At 65.2% G+C, this 19543-nt stretch carries 19 protein-coding genes; 9 read left to right on the top strand and 10 right to left on the bottom strand.

Annotation, left to right across the window (positions count from 1 at the left end; genetic code table 11):
- The first annotated feature begins 253 nt into the window (after positions 1–253).
- Complete coding sequence (locus V7D81_RS14045) at positions 254–1576, top strand: serine hydrolase domain-containing protein (protein WP_324317286.1); 1323 nt, start codon at positions 254–256, stop codon at positions 1574–1576.
- Between the two features lie 152 nt (positions 1577–1728).
- Here the strand turns inward: V7D81_RS14045 and V7D81_RS14040 are convergent, their stop codons facing one another.
- Positions 1729–3138 (bottom strand): serine hydrolase, encoded by a 1410-nt coding sequence (locus V7D81_RS14040; protein WP_324317284.1) that lies wholly within the window; start codon positions 3136–3138, stop codon positions 1729–1731.
- A 246-nt stretch (positions 3139–3384) separates the two neighbouring features.
- On the opposite strand from V7D81_RS14040, the gene V7D81_RS14035 reads away from it, so the two are divergent.
- Both V7D81_RS14035 and V7D81_RS14030 read left to right on the top strand, forming a co-directional pair.
- Positions 3385–4551, top strand: a complete 1167-nt coding sequence (locus V7D81_RS14035; RefSeq protein WP_324317282.1) for a CaiB/BaiF CoA transferase family protein — start codon at positions 3385–3387, stop codon at positions 4549–4551.
- Between the two features lie 44 nt (positions 4552–4595).
- Positions 4596–6722: a CaiB/BaiF CoA-transferase family protein gene (locus V7D81_RS14030; RefSeq protein ID WP_324317280.1), complete on the top strand. Its 2127-nt coding sequence runs from the start codon at positions 4596–4598 to the stop codon at positions 6720–6722.
- Here V7D81_RS14030 and V7D81_RS14025 read toward each other — a convergent pair.
- Together V7D81_RS14025 and V7D81_RS14020 are read right to left on the bottom strand one after the other, a co-directional pair.
- Entirely contained in the window at positions 6719–8023 is a 1305-nt protein-coding gene (locus tag V7D81_RS14025; RefSeq protein WP_324317277.1) for a DUF1835 domain-containing protein, read from the bottom strand. The genes V7D81_RS14030 and V7D81_RS14025 overlap by 4 nt on opposite strands.
- 155 nt (positions 8024–8178) lie before the next feature.
- The gene (locus V7D81_RS14020) at positions 8179–9171 is read right to left on the bottom strand and encodes an alpha/beta hydrolase (protein WP_324317275.1); all 993 of its coding nucleotides are present in this window, start codon (positions 9169–9171) and stop codon (positions 8179–8181) included.
- Between the two features lie 340 nt (positions 9172–9511).
- Here V7D81_RS14020 and V7D81_RS14015 point away from each other — a divergent pair, with 340 nt between their 5' ends.
- From V7D81_RS14015 to V7D81_RS14000, 4 genes are read left to right on the top strand one after another with little or no spacing between them, the layout of a single operon-like run.
- A complete protein-coding gene (locus tag V7D81_RS14015) occupies positions 9512–9727 on the top strand; it encodes a hypothetical protein (protein WP_324317273.1) in 216 nt (71 codons plus the stop codon).
- A gap of 24 nt (positions 9728–9751) precedes the next feature.
- Complete coding sequence (locus V7D81_RS14010; protein WP_324317271.1) at positions 9752–10390, top strand: TonB-dependent receptor plug domain-containing protein; 639 nt, start codon at positions 9752–9754, stop codon at positions 10388–10390.
- A gap of 3 nt (positions 10391–10393) precedes the next feature.
- A complete protein-coding gene (locus V7D81_RS14005) occupies positions 10394–10528 on the top strand; it encodes a sigma-70 region 4 domain-containing protein (RefSeq protein WP_324317269.1) in 135 nt (44 codons plus the stop codon).
- Positions 10525–11133 (top strand): hypothetical protein, encoded by a 609-nt coding sequence (locus V7D81_RS14000; RefSeq protein WP_324317267.1) that lies wholly within the window; start codon positions 10525–10527, stop codon positions 11131–11133. The genes V7D81_RS14005 and V7D81_RS14000 overlap by 4 nt, the downstream gene beginning before the upstream one ends.
- A 111-nt stretch (positions 11134–11244) precedes the next feature.
- Here the strand turns inward: V7D81_RS14000 and V7D81_RS13995 are convergent, their stop codons facing one another.
- Genes V7D81_RS13995 through V7D81_RS13985 form a run of 3 tightly spaced genes read right to left on the bottom strand, consistent with a single transcriptional unit; the run spans position 11245 to position 12979 of the window.
- The gene (locus tag V7D81_RS13995; RefSeq protein WP_324317265.1) at positions 11245–11484 is read right to left on the bottom strand and encodes a hypothetical protein; all 240 of its coding nucleotides are present in this window, start codon (positions 11482–11484) and stop codon (positions 11245–11247) included.
- The gene (locus V7D81_RS13990; protein WP_324317263.1) at positions 11481–12146 is read right to left on the bottom strand and encodes an RNA polymerase sigma factor; all 666 of its coding nucleotides are present in this window, start codon (positions 12144–12146) and stop codon (positions 11481–11483) included. Before V7D81_RS13990 ends, V7D81_RS13995 begins: the two co-directional genes overlap by 4 nt.
- The gene (locus V7D81_RS13985) at positions 12146–12979 is read right to left on the bottom strand and encodes a hypothetical protein (RefSeq protein WP_324317261.1); all 834 of its coding nucleotides are present in this window, start codon (positions 12977–12979) and stop codon (positions 12146–12148) included. The genes V7D81_RS13990 and V7D81_RS13985 overlap by 1 nt, the downstream gene beginning before the upstream one ends.
- Positions 12980–13050: 71 nt before the next feature.
- On the opposite strand from V7D81_RS13985, the gene V7D81_RS13980 reads away from it, so the two are divergent.
- Positions 13051–14130 (top strand): Rpn family recombination-promoting nuclease/putative transposase, encoded by a 1080-nt coding sequence (locus tag V7D81_RS13980; protein WP_324317259.1) that lies wholly within the window; start codon positions 13051–13053, stop codon positions 14128–14130.
- Positions 14131–14164: 34 nt separating this feature from the next.
- Here the strand turns inward: V7D81_RS13980 and V7D81_RS13975 are convergent, their stop codons facing one another.
- Positions 14165–16216: an EAL domain-containing protein gene (locus tag V7D81_RS13975; RefSeq protein ID WP_324317257.1), complete on the bottom strand. Its 2052-nt coding sequence runs from the start codon at positions 16214–16216 to the stop codon at positions 14165–14167.
- A 44-nt stretch (positions 16217–16260) separates the two neighbouring features.
- Positions 16261–17313 (bottom strand): EF-P beta-lysylation protein EpmB, encoded by a 1053-nt coding sequence (gene epmB / locus V7D81_RS13970; protein ID WP_324317255.1) that lies wholly within the window; start codon positions 17311–17313, stop codon positions 16261–16263.
- 138 nt (positions 17314–17451) lie between these two features.
- On the opposite strand from epmB, the gene efp reads away from it, so the two are divergent.
- Entirely contained in the window at positions 17452–18021 is a 570-nt protein-coding gene (efp, locus tag V7D81_RS13965) for an elongation factor P (protein ID WP_324317253.1), read from the top strand.
- A 20-nt stretch (positions 18022–18041) separates the two neighbouring features.
- On the opposite strand, the gene V7D81_RS13960 is transcribed toward efp, so the two are convergent.
- Together V7D81_RS13960 and epmA are read right to left on the bottom strand one after the other, a co-directional pair.
- Positions 18042–18581 carry a GAF domain-containing protein gene (locus V7D81_RS13960; RefSeq protein WP_324317290.1) on the bottom strand — a complete coding sequence of 180 codons (540 nt, stop codon included), beginning with the start codon at positions 18579–18581 and terminating at the stop codon, positions 18042–18044.
- Between the two features lie 15 nt (positions 18582–18596).
- Positions 18597–19543, bottom strand: a 947-nt coding sequence (gene epmA, locus V7D81_RS13955; protein WP_324317251.1) for an EF-P lysine aminoacylase EpmA, incomplete at its 5' end; no start/stop codon positions are given.

The following is a 19543-nucleotide window of genomic DNA, read 5'->3' as shown; positions in this document are numbered from 1 at the left end:
TCCGGAAGTATGGTAACAACTGATCGGGACTGGATGATGCGTCCCTTCCCCTGCGCAGCGGGGGGCAGGGGGTTTCTGTAGGTCAGGCTTCAGCCTGACTTCCGAAAAGAGGCCGGCTGAAGCCGGCCCCACAGCAAGAGGCCCACACCCGCCCGAAACACGATTGGCCCGGTCCATGGCTGGAGAATCCGCGGCGCTCATCGCAGAATGAGTCCGCACCCTGTCCCATGCGAACCTGTCAGGAGAATCGAGAATGAATCAGACGCGCTCTGCGTTGTGCCTCGGCGTCGCGACTTTCGCCGCACTCGTTGCTGAGCCGGTTGCCGCGCGTACGGCGATCCGCGAGCTTCCGGCAGCCGCCAACGCGGAATCGGTGGGCCTGTCGACCGAACGCCTGAAGCGCATCGACGAGATCATTCAGCGTCATATCGACGAAGGAAAGATCAGCGGCGCGGTGGTCGCCGTCGCACGGCGCGGCAAGCTGGTGAAGTACGAGGCGTACGGGCTTGCCGACGTGACGACCGGTGCCCCGATGCAGAAGAACGCGCTGTTCCAGATGTATTCGTCCACCAAGGTGGTGACCGCGGTCGCGGTATTGATGCTGTATGAAGAAGGACGCATCCGCCTCGACGATCCGGTCAGCCGTTACATTCCCGAATTCAGGAATCCGCGCGTTGCCGTTCGCAAGGAAGGCGCCGACAGCAACGCAGCGCCGCGCACGGCGGGTCGGCCGGCCGAATTCGATACCGTACCCGCCACCCGCGACATCACGGTTCGCGATCTGATGACTCACACCTCCGGCCTGCTGAGCAGCGATCCGCGACGTGTCGGCATGGTCCCGCCCGTGCGGGCAGCCGGCGAAAGCCTGGCGAGCTATGCGCGTCGCCTCGGTTCCGTCCCGCTCGATTTCCAGCCGGGAACGCGCTGGAGCTACAGCGCCCTGGCCGGCTCCGACGTTCTCGCCGGTCTCGTGGAAATCATTTCCGGCAAGCCCTTTGCGCAGTTCACCCAGGAGCGCATCTTCGCGCCGCTGGGCATGAGCGATACGTCGTTCAATCCGCCGCGCAGCGAGGTGTCGCGGCTGCTGCCCGTCGTGCGCAGGGTCGACAACGCCTGGCAGAGAACGCCTCCCGAGCACACGGGCGAAGCCGCGATGCGCAACGGCACGAACTTCGTGCAGGGAGCGATGGGGCTCGCGAGCACGGCTCGCGACTATCTGCTGCTGCACCAGATGCTGCTCGACAAGGGCGTGGCATTGAGCGGCGAGCGCCTTCTCGGTACGCGCACCGTCGAGCTGATGGCCACGAATCATGTCGGCGATCTGTATCGCGGCGAAGGCGCCTACGCCAAGCCGATGTACGGTCATGGCTTCGGCATGCAGGTGCAGATCGTGCTCGACAGCATCAACGGCGACACCGGCCGTTCCAACGGCGCGTTCGGCTGGGCCGGCTATCTCGGCACGATGGGATGGACGGACCCGCAGGAACAGATCGCGGCCGTGATCATGCTGCAACAGAACGTGCGCGAAGTGCACATCGACTACGAGCGCGCGATCCGTCAGGCGATCGTCGACTGAAGCTGAGGATGGATTTCTGTAGGTCAGGCTTCAGCCTGACTTCCGAAAGAGGCCGGCTGTGACCGAAGGAAATCCCGCGGGAAAGCCGGCCCCACAGTAGGAGGCCCCCACCCTAACCCTCCCCCGCTTCGCGGAGGAGGGGATCGGAGGCCCTATTTCTTCCCCTGACGGATCGCCTTGTACGCCCGCTCGTTCACGGACAGGGTGATGTGATCCACGGCGCCCTGGTCGTCGCGCACGAATCTGACGACGCTGTCGAACGGCGCGTAATAGAAGCTGTCGTCGCTCTCGGCCTGCAGTTCCGAAACGGACTGGCCGCGTCTCGATATCAGTTCCTGTCCCTCGCGCGTGAACGTCACGGCAATGCCTTCCTCTGATCTGTACGTGCCGGCGTACTCATCGAGAAGCCGGGTGTCCACTTTCTTGCCGACGCGCTTCGGCGGCAGCTGGTAGTCGTCGCCGCGCAGCAGGGCCAGCGCCGGTTTGTCGATCGGAATGGCGACATCCGAATTGGTCATGTAGTAGATGCCGACCTTCGCATCGACGTCGCCGCGCAGCATGGATCGCTGGCCCGCGATCGAGCCGCCATGCTGGATGATGGTGTGACCGTTGGTCGCATCGGTTTCGACCCAGAAGCCGAGCGCGTAGTCGCTGCCGAAACGATTGGTGTGCATGCTCTTGACGGATTCTTCCGAGAGGATCCGCTGGCCGTTGAAGACGCCGCCATTGAGATGCGCGCCGAGGTAGCGCGCCATGTCTTCGGCGGTCATGTAGAGATCGCCGGCCGGATAGACATCGAAATGTACCTGCGGCACCGGTGTCGGCGTGCCGCGGGAGCCGCCTGCCGCGTAGGGCATCGCAATGAGTTCGACCATCTCCGGCGAAGGACGGACCGGATGCGCCGTCTTCGCGCCGAGCGGCTTGAGAATGTGTTCGACGACGTACTCTTCGTACTCCTGGCCGGAAATCTTCTGCACCAGAAGACCCGCCGTTCCATAGGCGTAGTTGTTGTATTCCCACTTTTCCTCGGGCGCGCGGATCGTGTAGAGCCTGGCGGTGAATTCCTCCAGGGTCGGCGGCAGTTGCCGGCTCCAGATCGGCTGGACGGAGGCGCCGCTTCGCAGGCCGGACCAGTGCGAGAGGATGTGTTCGAACGTCACCCGCTTCTCGCTCTGCAACTGATCCTGAACCCGGCTGTCGCCGAGGTACTGGTTGATCGGGTCGCTCAGGGACAGCTTGCCCTGCTCGGCCAGCTGCAGGATCGCTGTCGCCGTCGCCGATTTGAATGTTGAGCCGGTGCTGTAGATCGTGTCGGGGGTGGCCGGCGTTCGGGTCTTCAGGTTCGCGTAGCCGAAGGCGGCCTTCCACACGATCTCGTCGCCCCTGACCAACGCGACGGAAACCGAGGCGATGCCTCTGGCCTGCATCTCCCGCTCGATCAGCTGCGTCATTGTTTTTTCCGTCTTCCTGAGATCGAACTCGCCCGCCTGGCTGAACAGCGGCAATGCGGCCAGCAGCAGGGCAGTCGGAAGACGCAGGAAGGAAAGTCGGCTTGGAGTCATGGGGGAATTCCTGAGTTGATTCGCCATGTCGACGAGGGCGCGTACACGACGTGAATATAGGCCTCGGAAGCGATCCGGTCTTCATCGGCGAATGCAGCGTGCGGCATCGGCATGTCGCAATGAACGCCATGTGATGCTTGCACTCCCGTTTGCAGTAGCTAAGCTGCGACGCATCGTCCATCGCGAAACTTCTCTTGCGTGTGCCGGACGGCTCACGCGTCGTTCATCGATACCCGAGTTGTGACCATGCTGCTTGAAGGGCTGAAAGTCGTCGAGTTGTCGACCTGGATCGCAGGTCCGGGATGCGCCGCCATCATGGCGGACTGGGGCGCGTCGGTGATCAAGGTCGAGTCGGCTGCCGGCGATCCGACGCGCACGCTCGTTCCGGACATGCTCGAACAGCACGATCATCCCGTGTTCACGATGGAGAATCGCGGCAAGCGCAGCGTCGTTCTCGATCTGTCGCAGCAGGGCGATCGCGATCGCCTGCAGTCGCTGCTGCGCGAGGCGGATGTCTTCATCACGAATTTGCGTCCCGGTGCGCTGTCGCGGTTGAAGCTCGACTACGAGTCGATCCGCCACGAAGCGCCGCGTCTCATCTACTGCAGCATCACCGGATACGGTCTCACGGGTGCCGACCGCGACCTGCCGGCCTTCGACATCACCGCGTTCTGGGCGCGCGGCGGCGTGGCGGCATCGACGATCCCGCCGGATCAGGAACCGTTTCCCTGCAGGCCCGGGTTCGGCGACCACGCCACCGCGCTCTCGGCGCTGTCCGGCGTACTCGCGGCGCTGCATGAACGCCACCAGACCGGCCGCGGCCGACTGGTCGAAGCGAGCCTGACGCGCACCGCCGCCTACATGATCGGGTGGGATCTCGCGATCCTGCTGCGCACGGGCGACGTCGTCACGGCGCAGCCGCGCGCGCAGCGGCCGGGTCCGATCTCGGGATTCTTCAGGACGGCGGACGATCGATGGCTGTGCATCATGCAGCGCGGCGAGCGATGTTTTCCGGCCGTGATGCGGCTGATCGGCCGGGCCGACGTGCTCGACGATCCCGCATTCGCGCTGCCGATCGTCGACATGGACAAGGTGCGCACGATCCGCGCGATGGTCGATGAAGCCATCGGGCGCATGACGTTCGCGGAGGCGGGCGAGCGTCTCACCGCCGCCGATCTCATCTGGTCGCCGATGTCGACCCTGCGGGAGTTCGCGACGGATCCGCAGCCGGCGGCTGCCGGCTGCTTCGTCGAGATCGACGATGAACACGGGTCGCATCGTTCGCCCGCGGCGCCGGTGAGGTTTCCCGAAGGCGCACCGCCGGTGGTGCGGCCGGCGCCCGCACTCGGGCGTCACAACGATGAGGTATTCGGTGCGGCCGGCGATATCGTCTGGCCGCGATCGAAGACGTAAATCTCCGGGGAACAGCTCCGGGAACACGAGGGGGGGTCGACGATATGAGCGAACCGTTGCAGGGTCTGCGTGTGCTCGAGTGTGGCGACGACGTCGCCGTACGTTACGCGGGACGCCTGTTTCGCGCGCTCGGGGCGCAGGTGCATCAGGTGGCGGCGCCGTCGACGTCCATGATCGGATACGGCGAGGAGTGCGGTCGCGCCTACGGCGACTGGCTGGACGCCGGCAAGCAGCGAGGGGCATTCAGCGGGCGCTTCGACTTCGTTCTCGCGGGCCTCGATCCCGCGTGCGTGAAGCGCGCGGAGCGCCTCGCCGAGGAGGCGACGCTCATCGCCATGACCTGGTTCGATCCGGAGGGACCTTACGCGGGCTGGCGTGGCAGCGACGAAATCATCGCCGCGCTGGGCGGCACCGCGTTTCTCTTCGGTCCCGCGGACGGACCGCCGATGCTGCCGCAGGGGCATGGGCCGCAGGTGACGACCGGTCTGATCGCGTTCATCGCGGCGCTTGCGACGTTGTTCGCGCCGCGCCGCGGGCGCCGGATCGACATCAATGTGCTCGAGGCCGCGCTGTGCTACGCGGAAAACGGTGCGCTGGCCGCGCAGGAAACGGGCGTGGGCGCCCCCCGGCTGGGCATCAATCGATATGTCCCGACGTATCCGTGCGCTCCGTATCGCACCAGCGACGGGTGGATCGGCCTGACGTGCCTGACGCCAGCGCAGTGGCGCGCGCTGTGCCGACTGATCGATCGCGAGGATCTGCTCGATGACCCGAGATTCGCCACGGCGCATGAGCGGCTGATGATTGCCGACGAAGTGGATCGCGCCCTGGCGCCGGTGATCGCCGGCCGCACCCAGCGCGAGTGGATCGAACTCGGGATCGCCAATCGCATTCCCATCGCACCGGTCGATCATCCCGGCGATCTGCCTGCGCTCGAGCACTGGCGGGAGCGCAATGCCTTTGCGCGCTTCGATGAATCCGGCGTTGCCGGCCCGACGCTGCCGTATCGCATTCGCCATGACGGCGCGTCCGCTCCCGCGTGGAGATCCGACAGCGTCGAGCGTCCGCTCGGCGGTCTGCGGGTGGTCGACTTCAGCATGGGATGGGCCGGTCCGCTGTGTGCGCGCACGCTCGCCGATTTCGGCGCGGACGTGGTGAAGATCGAATGCGAGATCCGGCCGGACTGGTGGCGCGGCTGGGAGGCCGGCACGGTCGATCCGACGACGCGCGAGCGGCAGTTCAATTTCATCAACGTCAATCGCAACAAGCGCGGCATCGATCTGAATCTCGCCACGCCGGAAGGCAGGCAGCAGGCGGAGACGCTGATTGCAGCGGCCGACGTCGTCGTCGAGAACTTTGCGGCGGGTGTGCTGCAGAAGCTCGATCTCGGCCAGTCCCGTCAGCGCCAGCTGCGGCCGGGCATCATCAGCCTGTCGATGCCGGCGTTCGGCAATGGCGGTCCGCTGTCCGGCTTGCGTGCGTACGGTTCCACCGTGGAGCAGGCGTCCGGCCTGCTCTTCGTCAACGGCGAGGCATCCTGGCCTCCCTGTCAGCAGCACATCGCGCTCGGCGATCCGATTGCCGGACTGTATGGCGCGAGCGCGATCCTGGCGGCGCTGTATGCCCGGCCGCGGCTCGGCGGCGCCGACATCGATCTGGCGCAGGTGGCATGTCTGTTCCAGGTCGGTGCCGATGCCATCATCGCGGAACAGGTTCGCGGATCGCCGGTCCCGCGAACCGGACACGCGCGAGCGCGCCTGCCGCTGTGCTGCGTGGTCGCTGCGCGCGAGCCCGATACGTGGCTGGCCGTGGCGGCGCCCGACGAAACCACCATCGAGCGGCTTGCCGATGCAGTCGGCGGCAGGGGGATCGAGGCATTGCAGGCCTGGACGACGCACAGAACCGCACAAGCGGCGGCGGAAGCACTGCAGGCGATGGGTGTGCCTGCCGCGCCGGTGAATCCATCGCAGGTCCTGCTGCACGATGCGCAGCTGAGCGGTCGCGGCTACTTCATCGAGATGGAAAGAGCCTTCGTCGGGCGGCACCTGGTGGCGGCGTCGCCGTTCAGGATCGATGGCGCACGTCCGCCGCTGCAGCGGCCTGCGCCGCTGCTGGGCGAGCACTCCGCCGAAGTGGCGGCGGAGCTGAACCGGTTGGGAGGAATTTCCTAGCGCACGCGCGCCTGTCGGCACGCCGCGTCTCCCGATTCCTCATTCCAGCGCCAATCAGGCAATCCAGGCCCGACCTGCACGCCGCCGACCCAACGTTCCGGCGGCTGCAGCGATAGAAAATCCACTTCGCCTTTCAATACCGCGCGGCCGAGATCGGTGATCGTGAAGACATCGGTCCAGGGCGGACGGGCCTCTCCGTGTCGATCGACGCCCGGACGACGCTCATAGACGCGGGCACTCGCACCTTCCATGTTCAGCACACGATCGCGGAGCTGGAGATCGCCCTGGCCGGGCAGCGGATCGCGCTCGTAGGTCGAGCGGCCCCACAGGTAGATGAGGTTCATCTCGCCTTCGGCGAGCAGCTGCAGTGCGAGTTCTTCGGTGAACGACAGGCCGTTGATGCTCGACGGCAGCTCGCGCAGGTGGCGGTGCAATGCCTTCGCGAGCAGCGGCAAGGCCCGTGTACCGCTGCGCATGATGAGCGCAAGTCCGCGCGGGTCCGGCGAGATCAGCGCGCGCCACGTATCGAGTCCGAGCTTCAGCGCGGCAGGCGTCGCCTGGCTTCGCTTTGCCCACAGCATGCGCAACGCTTCCGGCGGCAGTTGTCCCAGGCCGAGGAAGCGTATTGCGCCGGGAAATTCTCCGATGTTGATCAGCTCCAGTCGTGCGGGGCGGCGGTGCGTCGCGTAATGTCCGAGCAGCCGCACCAGCACGAGCTGGTCGTAGCAGTCGAACTCTGACCAGATCACCACGCGGTCGTAGTCTGCGGACTCGTGCAACCGCTGCTCATCGCGCTCCAGACCGCGCAGCACCGCTTCGTACTGCAGCGGCGGATCGCGAGAGTCCGCGTAGTTCTCCACCAGAAAGCGTGCACGCTGTTCGAGACAGCCGGGGCCTTCGCGCACCGGGCCGATCAGGTAGGGATAGTTGTGCTCATGAAAATCGCCGCCAAAGCCGGCGTTCTGCAATGGCATCTGCAGATCGCTGCCGCAACGGATGTGGAGCGTGCGCAGATCGCCATCGAGTGGGGAACGTGCGTCCGGCGGCAGCGCCGCCTGTGCCTGAATGGATTCGCGTTCGCGGGTCATCGCCGCGATGTGACGCTTGAGCGCGGCCCAGTTCTCGAAGCGCAGATCCTGCGCGATCAGGTATTGCGCTTCGGCCAGCCGGGGCGGTGATCTGAATCGTGCAAGCGCGTCGGGATCGCCCGCACGCGCGGCCTTCAACAGCTCCTTGGCGCGTTTTCCCTGCTGTTCGAAGTTGAGGCGGAAGTGAGGATAGGATCCAAGCGGGTCGGACATGGCATTCCCCTTATCAGATACCTGCGTCCGCTCAGGCAGATAAGGGAAACACGGACCTTGACGAGAGGTCGTCGTGTCGTGGGCGCAGCCCTTTCCGCGGACGTGGATGCTCCGACCGAGCCGGAGCATTGTGCGTCCGCGGTGTCAGTTTTGCATCAGGGTTTCAGATATTTCCCGAACCAGGAAAGCGCGAGCCGCTGCGCTTCGGGGCGGGCCGGGCCGTACGCGCCGTAGTGCGTGATGCCGGGGAGCGTGACGATCTGCTTGTCCGGGCCGACGTGACGCTCGAATGCCTTGGTGCCGTGATCGGCGTTGTCGAAGAGTTCTTCGTGCTCGGCGATCACGATCATCATCGGGATGTCACCCATGCGCTTGATCTCCTCGACCGGCGCGTACTCCGCAAACTGACTGGCGATCGGCCAGCCGTTCAGGGTGCGCTCGGCGCCGCGATGCTGGTAGCGGAAGACGACGCGCGGCGTGGGATAGCCCAGTTCGCCCCGGGCGCGCTGCGTGGCCTCGCGATACATCTCCGGCGTCTGTCCCCAGGGCCGGCCGTCGAAGGCGCCGATCTGGCTGAAGACGGCCTTGACGCGGTGATCCCGTGCCGCCACGTAGGCGACCAGTCCGCCCGAGAAGCTCGTGCCCCACAGGCCGATGCGGCTGGTGTCGCACTGCGATTCGCCCTGCAGCCAGTGGATCGCATTCTGCCAGTCCGTTGCCATGGCAATGGGTTCGACCACCTCGCGGATTTCCTGGACTTCGGCCGTGAAGCGGTTGTCTTTCTTCGTGGCCGGCGCCGGCTGCGTCAGGATCACGCGCGAATCGCTCGTGCCCCAGCCGCGGTAGTCGAAGGCGAGGGCGAAGTATCCGTTCTGCGCGAATAGCGCCGCCTCGCCGAACGCGCCTGCCGCGGTTCCGCCCCAGCCGTGCGCGAGCACGATGCAGGGCAACTTGCCGTCTGCCTTCGCGCTCTTCGGTACGAATACCGTTCCCGACATCCTCACGCCTTCGCTGTAGATGTCGACCTTGCGGCTCGCGATGTCGCCGGGAACCTCGAAAGCTGCACGCCCCTGGGCGTGAACGGTCATCGATGCCAGGCAGGCCAGCGACGCCAGCAGCGCCAGCGGCTTTCTGAAAGTGATTTTCATGAACCAGTGTCTCCGTGTATTCGTGGATCGTTCGGTGAGGCTGTGACGATCGTCGCTATGAACTCGCGTCGATCGGGGCGTGGCAATGAATTTTTCGGGTTGTCGATATGTGCGAATTCGCTCGAAAGCTTCTCGCGAAGACGCTGCGAACAAAGAGATATGCATGAATTTCAGTCGTTTGAAGCATGAAGGCGCATCGTTGCAGGGGTGGCGGGAGTTGCATCGACCATTCAATCAGGTGAATGAAAAGATGTTGCCTGCTGCGCCGTTCGATTCATAGAGTGCCGATGGTCGGGCAATACACATAACGATCGAACAATCGATCGAATAAGGGGGATACATGATCGACAGAAAGTCCGTCGTGCTGCTGTCAGCATGCAGCGGGTTCCTGGGTTTCGGCAGCGCAGCCATTGCGCAGGAGAATGTCCGCGGATCGACGCTCGAAGAGGTCGTCGTGACGGCGCAGAAGCGCACGCAGGACCTGCAGGACGTGGCGGTGGCGGTCTCCGCCTACACCAGCGATCTTCGCGAGAAAGTCGGCATCGTCAGCGTCTAGGGCATCTCGAACTTCACGCCGGGCATGCAGTATTCGAGCTCGGCCGATCGCGTCAGCGTTCGCGGTATCGGGCGGCTCACCAACAACGTGGCGTCCGAAGGCGGCGTCGCCGTCTACTACGACGGCGTCTACACGGCGAGCACGGTCGAAGCGGCGCAGTCGCCGCTGCTGGTCGAGCGGGTCGAGGTGCTGCGCGGTCCGCAGGGCACGCTGTACGGCCGCAATTCCATCGGCGGCGCGATCAACGTGGTGTCGAAGCGGCCCTCCGATGAATTCGGCGGGGAAGTCCGCGCCAGCTACGGCAGCTACGATCGCAGCACGATCCAGGGCGCGCTGAGCGGTCCGATCACCGACAGCCTGCGCTATCGCGTCGCGGCGGTGAAGACCGACCAGACGGAAGGCTATTTCACCAACGTGTCCGGCGGTCCCGACGAAGGCGGCGTCACCGACGGCATCTACGCCGAGATACAGCTCGAAGCGAACATCGGCGAGACGTTCGACGCCTGGCTGAAGTACGGCTACGCGGAATCCGACAACCGCGGCCGCACCGCCGCCGCGTACGGACCGTATGAAACGGTGCGCGTGCCGGCCACCTACACCGTGCCGTCGCCGTTCTGGGGCTTCGTGCAGCCCAGCTTCACGCAGGCGGGCAACGTCACGTAGATCATGCTGCTGCACCTCGAAGGCTTCGAATCGGCCGAGATTGCCGACGTGATCGGCCTCTCACCCAACAACGTCGCGCAGAAAATTCATCGCACCCGAAAGATCCTGCAACAGCATTTCCGAGGAGCGTCAAAATGACAGAGGACGGCACGCGCACGCTGCAAGCGATCTGGGCCGGCCAGGTCACTCATCCGTTGCATCTGTCTGCGGCACAGCTTCGCGCGCGGATGGAACAGTTCGAGAAGGAGATTCGTCGTCGCAATTTTCGCGATTACGTGAGTTTCGCGCTGGTGCTGGCTGGCTGCGGCGGCGCCGTGCTGATGGTCTCGAACCTGCTGCTGCGCCTGGGTGCTGCGTTGATGGCTGCATGGGCGATCTACTGCATGCACGGGTTGTATCGATTCGGCTTCATCCAACGGGAAGAGAACCCATGGGAGGATGGCGCGCAGGCATGCGTCGCGCATCATCGCCGGCAACTCGAACGGCAACGCGACATCGTGCTGTCGTGGCCGTGGGGCATTGGCCTCGCGATTCCCGGCTTCGTGTTGTTCTCTCTTGGCGTGGTGTATTCGCGAGCCCAACCGGACTGGTCGATTCCGATCGCCCTGATCGGCTGCTTCGCATTCCTGTACGTCGTTCTCGTGATTCAAGGGCGCGCTCGGGCGGCGCAATGGCAGCGCGAGATCGATGCGCTCGCGATGCTGGAAGGCGACGCGCGGGCAAGCGGCGGGAAACCCGATTGAAAGTGTGCCTTTGGGGGATAGATAGGGCGGACGGGAATTTCAATTCGCACGCATGATCTGCATGGCGGACTCTGTGATCGCCGTATCCAACGCAGAGTTTCAATCTGCCGCTCAGCCCAGGACCAGCGCCGTGATCCAGCCGACCGGCGTCAATACGGTGAGCGACATGGCGCCGACGGCGGCGAGCGCGAGGCCCGCGATGGGTTCGACCTTGAGCCACCCGAACCATTCGCCAGCCAGCGACGTTTCGCCCGCCTCGATCCACTCGAACACGCGTGTCTCGATTCGCGCGCGCCGGCGCGAGTCCGGCCCGAGCTGCGACCACAGCGCAGCGAGATCTGTTTCGTTCATGCCGATACTCCGGTTGATTTCATGATCGCATCGACACGTTCGCCGAGGCGGTTGCGCGCCCGCTCCAGGATCTTGCGCACGTTCGCGGGCTTCATGCGGAACTGCGCTGCGATTTCGGCGGCTGTCAGCTCCGCGCCGTAGCGCAGGCTGACGATCTCGCGCTCGCGCGGCTCGAGCTCCGCCACGGCGCGAAGCAGTGCGGCGCGTTGTTTCGCACTGTCGATGTCGTCGCCGGGATCGGTTTCCGCCGCCGGCACGTCGGGCAGTTCGCCGGTCGCCGTGATCTCGGGGCGGCGCCGGCGGAAGCGGCGGCGTGCCGTATTGACGGCAATCGCCGTCAGCCAGGCGGCGAACGGAGTGCCGGAGCGCGGCGAATAGCGCTTGAGCGAAGTCAACGCAATCAACATGGCGTCCTGCGTGACGTCCTCGGCCTCGGCGTCGGAGCGCAGCAACCCGCGCACGGTGCGGAACACGCGGTCGACGTGATGCCGATAGAGACGCTGGCGCGCCGCACGATCGCCGGAGCGCGCCAGTTCGACGAGCCGCAGTACGGCAGGCTCGTCGAGCGGTTCGGCCTCGGCGCCGGACAACGCCGACAGCGCCTTCAGCAGCGACGACAGCCACGACGCTGAAAACACCGTGCCGAGGGTGCCGCTCAGCATCATGATTCCACCTGCGTCAGGTAGCCGATCGTCCAGACCGAGGACGTCATGATGCCGATCAACGCGATGACGATGAAGAACACCGGCAGCAATGTCGGCACGCCGAGCGCCACGGCGCCGATGACGCCCCAGAGCGCGGAGGAGGCAACGAGGAGTGCCACGACGGGAACGCCGATGGCGAGGCCCGTCACGCCGATGAATAGCACGCCGAGAAAGGACGCAACGAGCAGCTTGAGACCGAGCCGCACGCGGCCGTGCAGAAACAGCCGCGCTTTGCGTATCGCGTCCATTGCCTGACGGTTCTCGAACACGGCAATGCGCTCGGCGAATGCTCGCCACAGGTACAGCGTCACGAGCCAGGGCACGCCGACGATGACGGCGAGAGCGACCGCGATGAAGTGCGTGGGGCCGTCGCCGAAGAGCCGGCCGGCGAGGACTGCAGGCCCTGCGAGCAACACGACGCTGACGAGATTCGCGACGAAGTACAGCACGGCGATTCGAAACAGCACGCCGCAATGTGCCCAACCCTCGCGAAACCCCTCGCGCACCGTCAGCGAAGCATTGCGGCGCGCCCGCTTCACGCCCTCGATCAGCGCGCCCGTGCTCACGAACTTCAGAATGACGAGCCCGATGATGACCGCGAGACCGATGAACACCAGCGGGAGCACGATGCCGGGTTCGGGCGGAGCAACCGCAACCGGCGCCTGCGCGCTGTCGCCCCCGCGGCCTCCGCCGCCCAGCGTGCCGAAGCCGACCCAGAGGCCGAACAGCCAGAGAGACTTGTGCGCGCGGCCGATGCGCAGCGCTTCTTGAATGGTCGCGATGATGTCCACGGACTTCTCCTCGGTCTCGGTGGGGCAGCCATTGCCCCGTCGAAGGGCATAAGCCGGTGAGGGCAGCGAGTGTGACAGCGCAGGCGCGCCCGGCACGGCCGTTTCGATCTCGACCGAGCGGGCGAGGCCGTTCTACGCCCGAAGCCGCGCACGTCAGGCAGATGAAAATCTGCCGATTTCACCCGCAAATGCAGCGACACAGCATGAGATTCGACGTCACAGTGACGCCTGCCGCCCCGACCATCACGTACACGGACGTACGCATGCCCGACCCATCCCTGCTCGATCCCAAGCTCGACGTCGTCTTCAAGCGCCTGTTCGCCGAGGCGCCGGACCTGCTGGCCGACCTGATCAACGCCGTGCGCAGCGACGAGCCGCCCATCGTCGAATTGCAGATCCTCAATCCGCAGATCGCCCCGGAAGAACTGAGCGGCAAGTTCATCGTGCTGGACATCCTCGCCCGCGACATCGACGGGCAGATGTTCAACATCGAAATGCAGACCCGCGTCCACGCCGGCTGGTCCTCGCGCAGCCTCTACTACCTGGCTCGCACCCTGGGCCGGCAGTTGCAGGCCGGCGAGAGCTACACCGAAGTGCAGCCGGTGGTCGGCATTCACCTGATGGATTTCGATCTGTTCGAGGAGAGTCAGGCCTGCTGGGCGTTCGAACTGCGTGATCGCCGCTATCCCGAAGTGCGGCTGGACCGCCGGCTGCAACTGTATTTGATCGAACTGCCGAAGGCCGACCGGCTGCGTTCCCAAGCCCGGGGCGCTCTGGCAGACTGGATCGCGTACTTCAAGCACTGGCAGGAGGAGGCCATCATGCAGCGCATCGACCGCCCCGCAATCCGGAAAGCCCGTGAGCGCTTACAGACCCTGTCCGGCGAGGATCTGGTTCGCCATCAGGCGTTCGTCCGCGAACGCGCGCTGCATGACGAAGTGACGGAGAAGGCCGAGTCCAGGGCGCAAGGCAGGGCCGAGGGAAAAATCGAAGGCCAGACCAATTTCCTGCGCCGCCAGTTGCAGGCCAGATTCGGCCCCTTGCCCGCTGCCATCGAACGGCATCTGCAAACCGCCACCGAAAGCGAACTGGCTGTCTGGGCCGAGCGCGTGCTGTTTGCCGAACGGCTGGAGCAGGTGTTCGAGGGCTGATTGCCCGATGCCGGGTATCGGCCGGCTGGCAGGTTCACCCCATCACCACCTGCTCGGGTTCATTCACGAAATACCCCTGAATGAACTCGATGCCGAGCTGCCACAACACCGCCATGGTGTTCGCGTCTTCGACGCGTTCGGCAATCGTGCTGATGCTGCGGCCGCGGGCCTGATCGACGAAGTCGCGCACTTTCTGCTGCTGCCCCTGGTCGACCGCGAGACCCTGCATCAGGGTGCCGTCGATCTTCACGAAGTTCAGCGGCAGGTGGGCGAGCAGGCGCTGCGGATCGCGGCCGGTGCCGAAGTGTTCGATGGCGAACTGGAATCCCGCCTTGCGCAGGCCAGCGGCGAGTTCGGCGGTGTCGGCGAGATATTCGGTCGCGTTCTGTTCGCTGATCTGGAACACGATGTGCGACGGATCGATGCGCGTGGCCTTGAGCTGGTTCGCCAGCCACTGCAGCAGGGACTTGTCGCGCATCGAGTCTTTCGACAGGCGCACGAACAGTCGGTCGATCTTGCGGCTGCCGCACACCGACATGGCCGCGCCGATGATCCAGCGATCGATGTTCTTCATCAGGTCGTTGCGTTCGGCGGCGGCGATGAATTCGCCGGGCAGGACTTCCTGGCCCTGCTCGTCGATCATGCGCACCAGCACGTCGTACATGCCGCGCTCGCCGCCCAGCAGGCTTGCGACCGGCTGCTGCATGAGCCGGAAACGGTTCTCCATCAGCGCGGCCTTGATGCGCTTCACCCAGATTTCATCGGCCGCCTGCTGGCGCGTGTCTTCTTCGAGATGATCGATCAGGTGCACGCGATTGCCGCCGGCTTCGTGACCGTTGAGGCGTGCGGCGATGGCGTCGTTGATCGAGGCGGCCGCATCCGGCTGGCGCGGGTCGATCATGCCGATGCCGACCGTACAGGTGCACGAGATCTGCTTGTCGCCGACGCGCAATACCTGCGTGGCGACCTTCTGAATGAGCTGGCGCGCCCAGGTCTCTATGTCGCGCGTGGTGCCGCGTTCCATCAACAGCATGAAGTTGCCGTCACCGAAGCGGCCGACCAGGTCGTTGGGCTGGCGCACTTCGTTGATGATGCCGGCGAACTGGCCGATGAACTCTTCGAAGCTGAGCGGACCGACATCGTCGGCCAGGGCATCGAGCCGATCCGGCTGGATCGAAACGAGATGGCGCACGCCCGCCTTGATCGGGTGGGCGAGGGATTCCTTCAGCCATTGCACGAAGAACTTGCGCTGCAGCGTGCCGGTGGCGGCGTCGTGTTCGAGGGCGTCGGTGAGCTGTTCGTCGAGATTGCCGGCGTCCTTCTTCTGCGAAGGCACGCACAGGCGGACGGCCGGATCACCGTCGAACTCGGCGATGGTGAGTTCGATGTCGAGCGGCACCGAGCTGCCGTCATTGAGCAACGCGGAGGCGCGCAGCGAATGGTCCGACCACTTGCCCTGCATGCAGGCCACCAGTGCGCCCTTGATGGCGGTGTGGGCGGAGGGATCGAAGATGTCCATCAACGGCATGCCGATCATCATGTCCGCGGCGGCGTGACCATACAGCTCGATCCACGCCGGATTGGCATCCACCAGGATGCCTTCCTGCACGTAGGCGATCGCATCGGCCGAACCGGCCATGAAGGACTTGAGCTGCGCGCGGTATTCGCGCGCGGAATGCAGTGTGTTGTTCAGCGAGCGCGCCTGGCGATGCGCCTCGACTTCGCGTGAAACCACGGCCTGCAGTCGCACCGGATTGCGCAGGGTGACGACGTCGCGGGCGCCCTGCTGCATGGCGGCCGCCATGATGTCTTCGTCGACCTGATCGCGCGCGATGATCACCGGCGTGCCGTTGCCGAACTGCGTGGCGACGGACATCACCTTCGCGGTGTCGGACGCGTCCGGTCCGACGAAGGCGACGAGCAGGTGCGGATTGATCTGCGCAAGGGCGTCGCCCAGATCGTTGAGTTCGCGGATCCAGCTGCAGTGCGCGGCGAGGCCCGCATTGCGCAGCGTGCTGTTGAGGGCCTCGACATTGTCCTGATGACGGGTCAGGACGATCAGAGGAATGGCGGCTTGCTCGGCCAAGCGGAACTCCAGCGAAATGGGCTTCGACCAACTCCCCGATTGTCTCAGCAACCCCCGCCGGCGAACGTGACGGGCGTCTTGGATGGCGCGCCCGGGACTTCCCTGACCAGACGCGGGACCAGGTAGCCGGGCAGGCGTTCCAGCAGTCCGGCGTGCAGTCGCAGGGCGGTGGCTTCGTCGACTTCGAAGTGCGCCGCACCCTGGACGCGATCCAGCAGATGAAGGTAGTAGGGCAGCACGTTGATCGCCATCAGTGCTTCGCTCAACTGCGCCAGTGCGTCCACGGAGTCGTTCACGCCGGCGAGCAGGACCGACTGATTCAGCAGCGTGACATTGCATGCAAGCAGATCCCGGCAGGCGGCTGCGACCTGCGCATCGATCTCGTTGGCGTGATTGGCATGCAGAACCATCACTTTCTGTAGGGGCAGGTCTGACAGCCACTTCAGCAGGCCGGCATCGACGCGCTCCGGCAGGACGATGGGCTGGCGCGTATGGATGCGCAGGCGGCGAACATGCGGCACTCGCAGGAGTGTATCGGTCAGCTGCGCGAGCCGCCGGTCGCTGAGGCTGAGCGGATCGCCGCCGCTCAGGATCACTTCGCTGATGGACGGATCCGACTGCAGGTGGTCGATGGCGCCGCGCCAGCCGTCGGCGAGCGCCGAATCCTCGGCATAGGGGAAGTGGCGGCGAAAACAGTAGCGGCAATGAATGGCGCACGCGCCCGTCGCGATCAGCAGGGCGCGGCCCTGGTACTTGTGCAGCACGCCCGTGCCCGCCCGGCTCGCCTTGTCGCCGACGGGATCGGTCACGAAGCCGGCGACCGCCATGGATTCGGCGCCGGTCGGCAGGACCTGCAGGAGCAGGGGATCGCGAGGATCGCCGCGTCGCATGCGGGCCACGAAACCCCGCGGCACCCGCAGGGGAAATCCCTCGACGCGGGAGGCCGGAACGGCCAGCGCGGGATCCAGGCCGAGGATTTCACAAAGCTCGGCGGCAGAGGACACGGCGTCGGCCAGCGCCTGCTGCCAGCGCTGGCGCGGCCATTCGCCGCCGTGCTGGCCTGCCAGTTGGCCTGTGTGTGTGCTTGCGGCTATCATCTGCGCCCTTTTTCCGGGCCTGGGGCCCCCTAAAGCGGGCCGGATTCTCGCAGATCGGTTTTTTGCAGTCACACGCTGCGATGCCCGGGCAATGACAGTGTCAAGAAATTCAGCAATCGACTCAGGCGACCTCATTCCATGGGCAGCATTTCCACCAACGAGTTCAAGTCGGGCGTCAAGATCATTCTCGAGAACGATCCGTATTCGATCGTCGAGAACGAGATGGTCAAGCCGGGCAAGGGTCAGGCCTTCAATCGCGTCCGCGTGCGCAACCTGAAGACCGGTCGCACCATCGAACGCACGTTCAAGTCGGGCGACACGGTGGAAGCCGCCGACGTCGTCGAAACGGACATGCAGTATCTCTACGCCGACGGCGAGTTCTGGCACTTCATGGTGCCGGACACGTTCGAGCAGTACACCGCCGGCAAGGAAGCGGTAGGCGACACCATGAAGTGGCTGAAGGACGGCATGGAGTGCGTCGTGATGCTGTGGAACGGCGTGCCGCTCAACGTCACCCCGCCGGCGCATGTCGAACTCAAGATCGTGAAGTCCGATCCGGGTGTGCGCGGTGACACCGCCACCGGCGGCGGCAAGCCGGCCGAGCTGGAGACCGGCGCCGTCGTGCGCGTGCCGCTGTTCATCAACGAAGGTGAACTGATTCGTGTCGATACGCGGACGGGCGAGTACATCGCGCGCGCGAAGGGCTGATTCTTTTTGTAGGTCAGGCTTCAGCCTGACGGTTCCGGGGGCCGGCTGAAGCCGGCCCCACAGGCAGAGCCAGAGCGAATGACGGCAGCCATCAGCACTGCCACGAACTCCTCCAGCCCCGCCTGATCCTCGGCATCAAAGCCCCCAACTTGCGGGCTGTCAATATCCAGCCCACCCGCCAGTTCGTCACCGGCAATCATCGGCACGACGATTTCCGAGTTCGACGCCGAGTCGCAGGCGATGTGGCCCGGAAACTCGTGCACGTTCGGCACGAGCACGGTGGCGCGCCGCGCGGCCGCCGTCCCGCAGACGCCTTTGCCCATCGCGATACGTACGCAGGCAGGTTTGCCCTGGAAGGGGCCGACCACCAGTTCGCCATCTTTCAGCAGATAGAAGCCCGCCCAGTTGAGATCGGGCAGCGAATGGAAAAGCAGCGCAGATGCGTTGGCGAGATTCGCAATGACGTCCGGTTCACCGGCAGTCAGCGAACGCAGTTCGCGCGCCAGTTCGGCATAGAACTGCGGTTTCGGCAGGTCGCGGCTGATGCTCGACTCGTGCATGGCCAAGCCCTCTCGTCACGCTCTCTCGAACGGAAAAGCGATTACCTCGTCGATGTGTTTCGCGCCGACGGCGCACATGACCAGGCGATCGAAGCCGAGTGCCACGCCGGAGCAGTCGGGCAATCCGTACTCGAGCGCGGCGAGGAAGTAATCGTCGATGGGCATCGGCGGCAGTCCACGTTGTCGGCGCTGTACGAGATCCTGCTCGAAACGCGCGCGCTGTTCCGCGGCGTTGCCCAGTTCATGGAAACCGTTCGCGAGTTCGATGCCATCGAGATACGCCTCGAAGCGCGAGGCGACCGGCCCGCGGATCTGTGCGAGCGCGGCCTGTGACGCCGGGTAGTCGTAGATGAACGTCAGTCGATCGTGACCGAGCTGCGGGCCGACCAGCACGCTCATGATCAGATCGAGGCATGCGTCGCGATCGGCGCGGATCGAGGCGGGCACTTCGATGCCGGCGCTTTCCAGCCGGGCAATCAGTACGGCATTCGGGTCGTTGAACGCATCGACACCGGCGTGAAGCTGCACGGCTTCGCGATAGGTGAGCCGTTCGGAGCGATCGACATGACGCGAGGCCGGTAGCACCGCGCCGACCAGACGCTCGACGTCCGACATCAGCGCGTGATGGTCGATGCCGAGCCGATACCACTCGATCAGCGTGAATTCCGGGTTGTGCCAGCGGCCCGATTCGCCGTCGCGATACACGCGGCAGATCTGCCAGAGGTCGCCGCAGCCTGCGGCCAGCAGACGCTTCATCGCGTATTCGGGCGAGGTATGCAGGTAACGCGGTCGATCGACTGCCGTTGCCGCGACGCTGGCGAGGTGGACGTCGGTGACGCCGGCGGCGCTCAGCGTCGGTGTCTCGACTTCGAGCGCGCGCGTTGCCGTGAAGTACTCGCGCGCGGCGCGCAGCATGCTGGCACGGACTTCGAGCGTCGCGATCGGGGCGGCGGGTTTCCAGG

The sequence above is a fragment of the Povalibacter sp. genome, assembly GCF_036735925.1.
Taxonomy (GTDB): domain Bacteria; phylum Pseudomonadota; class Gammaproteobacteria; order Steroidobacterales; family Steroidobacteraceae; genus Steroidobacter.
The sequence above is the reverse complement of the archived record's forward strand: the minus strand, read 5'-3'. Positions and strand labels throughout refer to the sequence as shown.

Coding starts and splice junctions, on each gene's coding strand:
- epmB (WP_324317255.1), bottom strand. CDS start 17,313: ATGATAGCCGCAAGCACACACACAGGCCAACTGGCAGGCCAGCACGGC.
- efp (WP_324317253.1), top strand. CDS start 17,452: ATGGGCAGCATTTCCACCAACGAGTTCAAGTCGGGCGTCAAGATCATT.
- V7D81_RS14040 (WP_324317284.1), bottom strand. CDS start 3,138: ATGACTCCAAGCCGACTTTCCTTCCTGCGTCTTCCGACTGCCCTGCTG.
- V7D81_RS14005 (WP_324317269.1), top strand. CDS start 10,394: ATGCTGCTGCACCTCGAAGGCTTCGAATCGGCCGAGATTGCCGACGTG.
- V7D81_RS14010 (WP_324317271.1), top strand. CDS start 9,752: ATGCAGTATTCGAGCTCGGCCGATCGCGTCAGCGTTCGCGGTATCGGG.
- V7D81_RS13990 (WP_324317263.1), bottom strand. CDS start 12,146: ATGCTGAGCGGCACCCTCGGCACGGTGTTTTCAGCGTCGTGGCTGTCG.
- V7D81_RS13960 (WP_324317290.1), bottom strand. CDS start 18,581: ATGCACGAGTCGAGCATCAGCCGCGACCTGCCGAAACCGCAGTTCTAT.
- V7D81_RS13995 (WP_324317265.1), bottom strand. CDS start 11,484: ATGAACGAAACAGATCTCGCTGCGCTGTGGTCGCAGCTCGGGCCGGAC.
- V7D81_RS14030 (WP_324317280.1), top strand. CDS start 4,596: ATGAGCGAACCGTTGCAGGGTCTGCGTGTGCTCGAGTGTGGCGACGAC.
- V7D81_RS14045 (WP_324317286.1), top strand. CDS start 254: ATGAATCAGACGCGCTCTGCGTTGTGCCTCGGCGTCGCGACTTTCGCC.
- V7D81_RS14000 (WP_324317267.1), top strand. CDS start 10,525: ATGACAGAGGACGGCACGCGCACGCTGCAAGCGATCTGGGCCGGCCAG.
- V7D81_RS14035 (WP_324317282.1), top strand. CDS start 3,385: ATGCTGCTTGAAGGGCTGAAAGTCGTCGAGTTGTCGACCTGGATCGCA.
- V7D81_RS14015 (WP_324317273.1), top strand. CDS start 9,512: ATGATCGACAGAAAGTCCGTCGTGCTGCTGTCAGCATGCAGCGGGTTC.
- V7D81_RS14025 (WP_324317277.1), bottom strand. CDS start 8,023: ATGTCCGACCCGCTTGGATCCTATCCTCACTTCCGCCTCAACTTCGAA.
- V7D81_RS14020 (WP_324317275.1), bottom strand. CDS start 9,171: ATGAAAATCACTTTCAGAAAGCCGCTGGCGCTGCTGGCGTCGCTGGCC.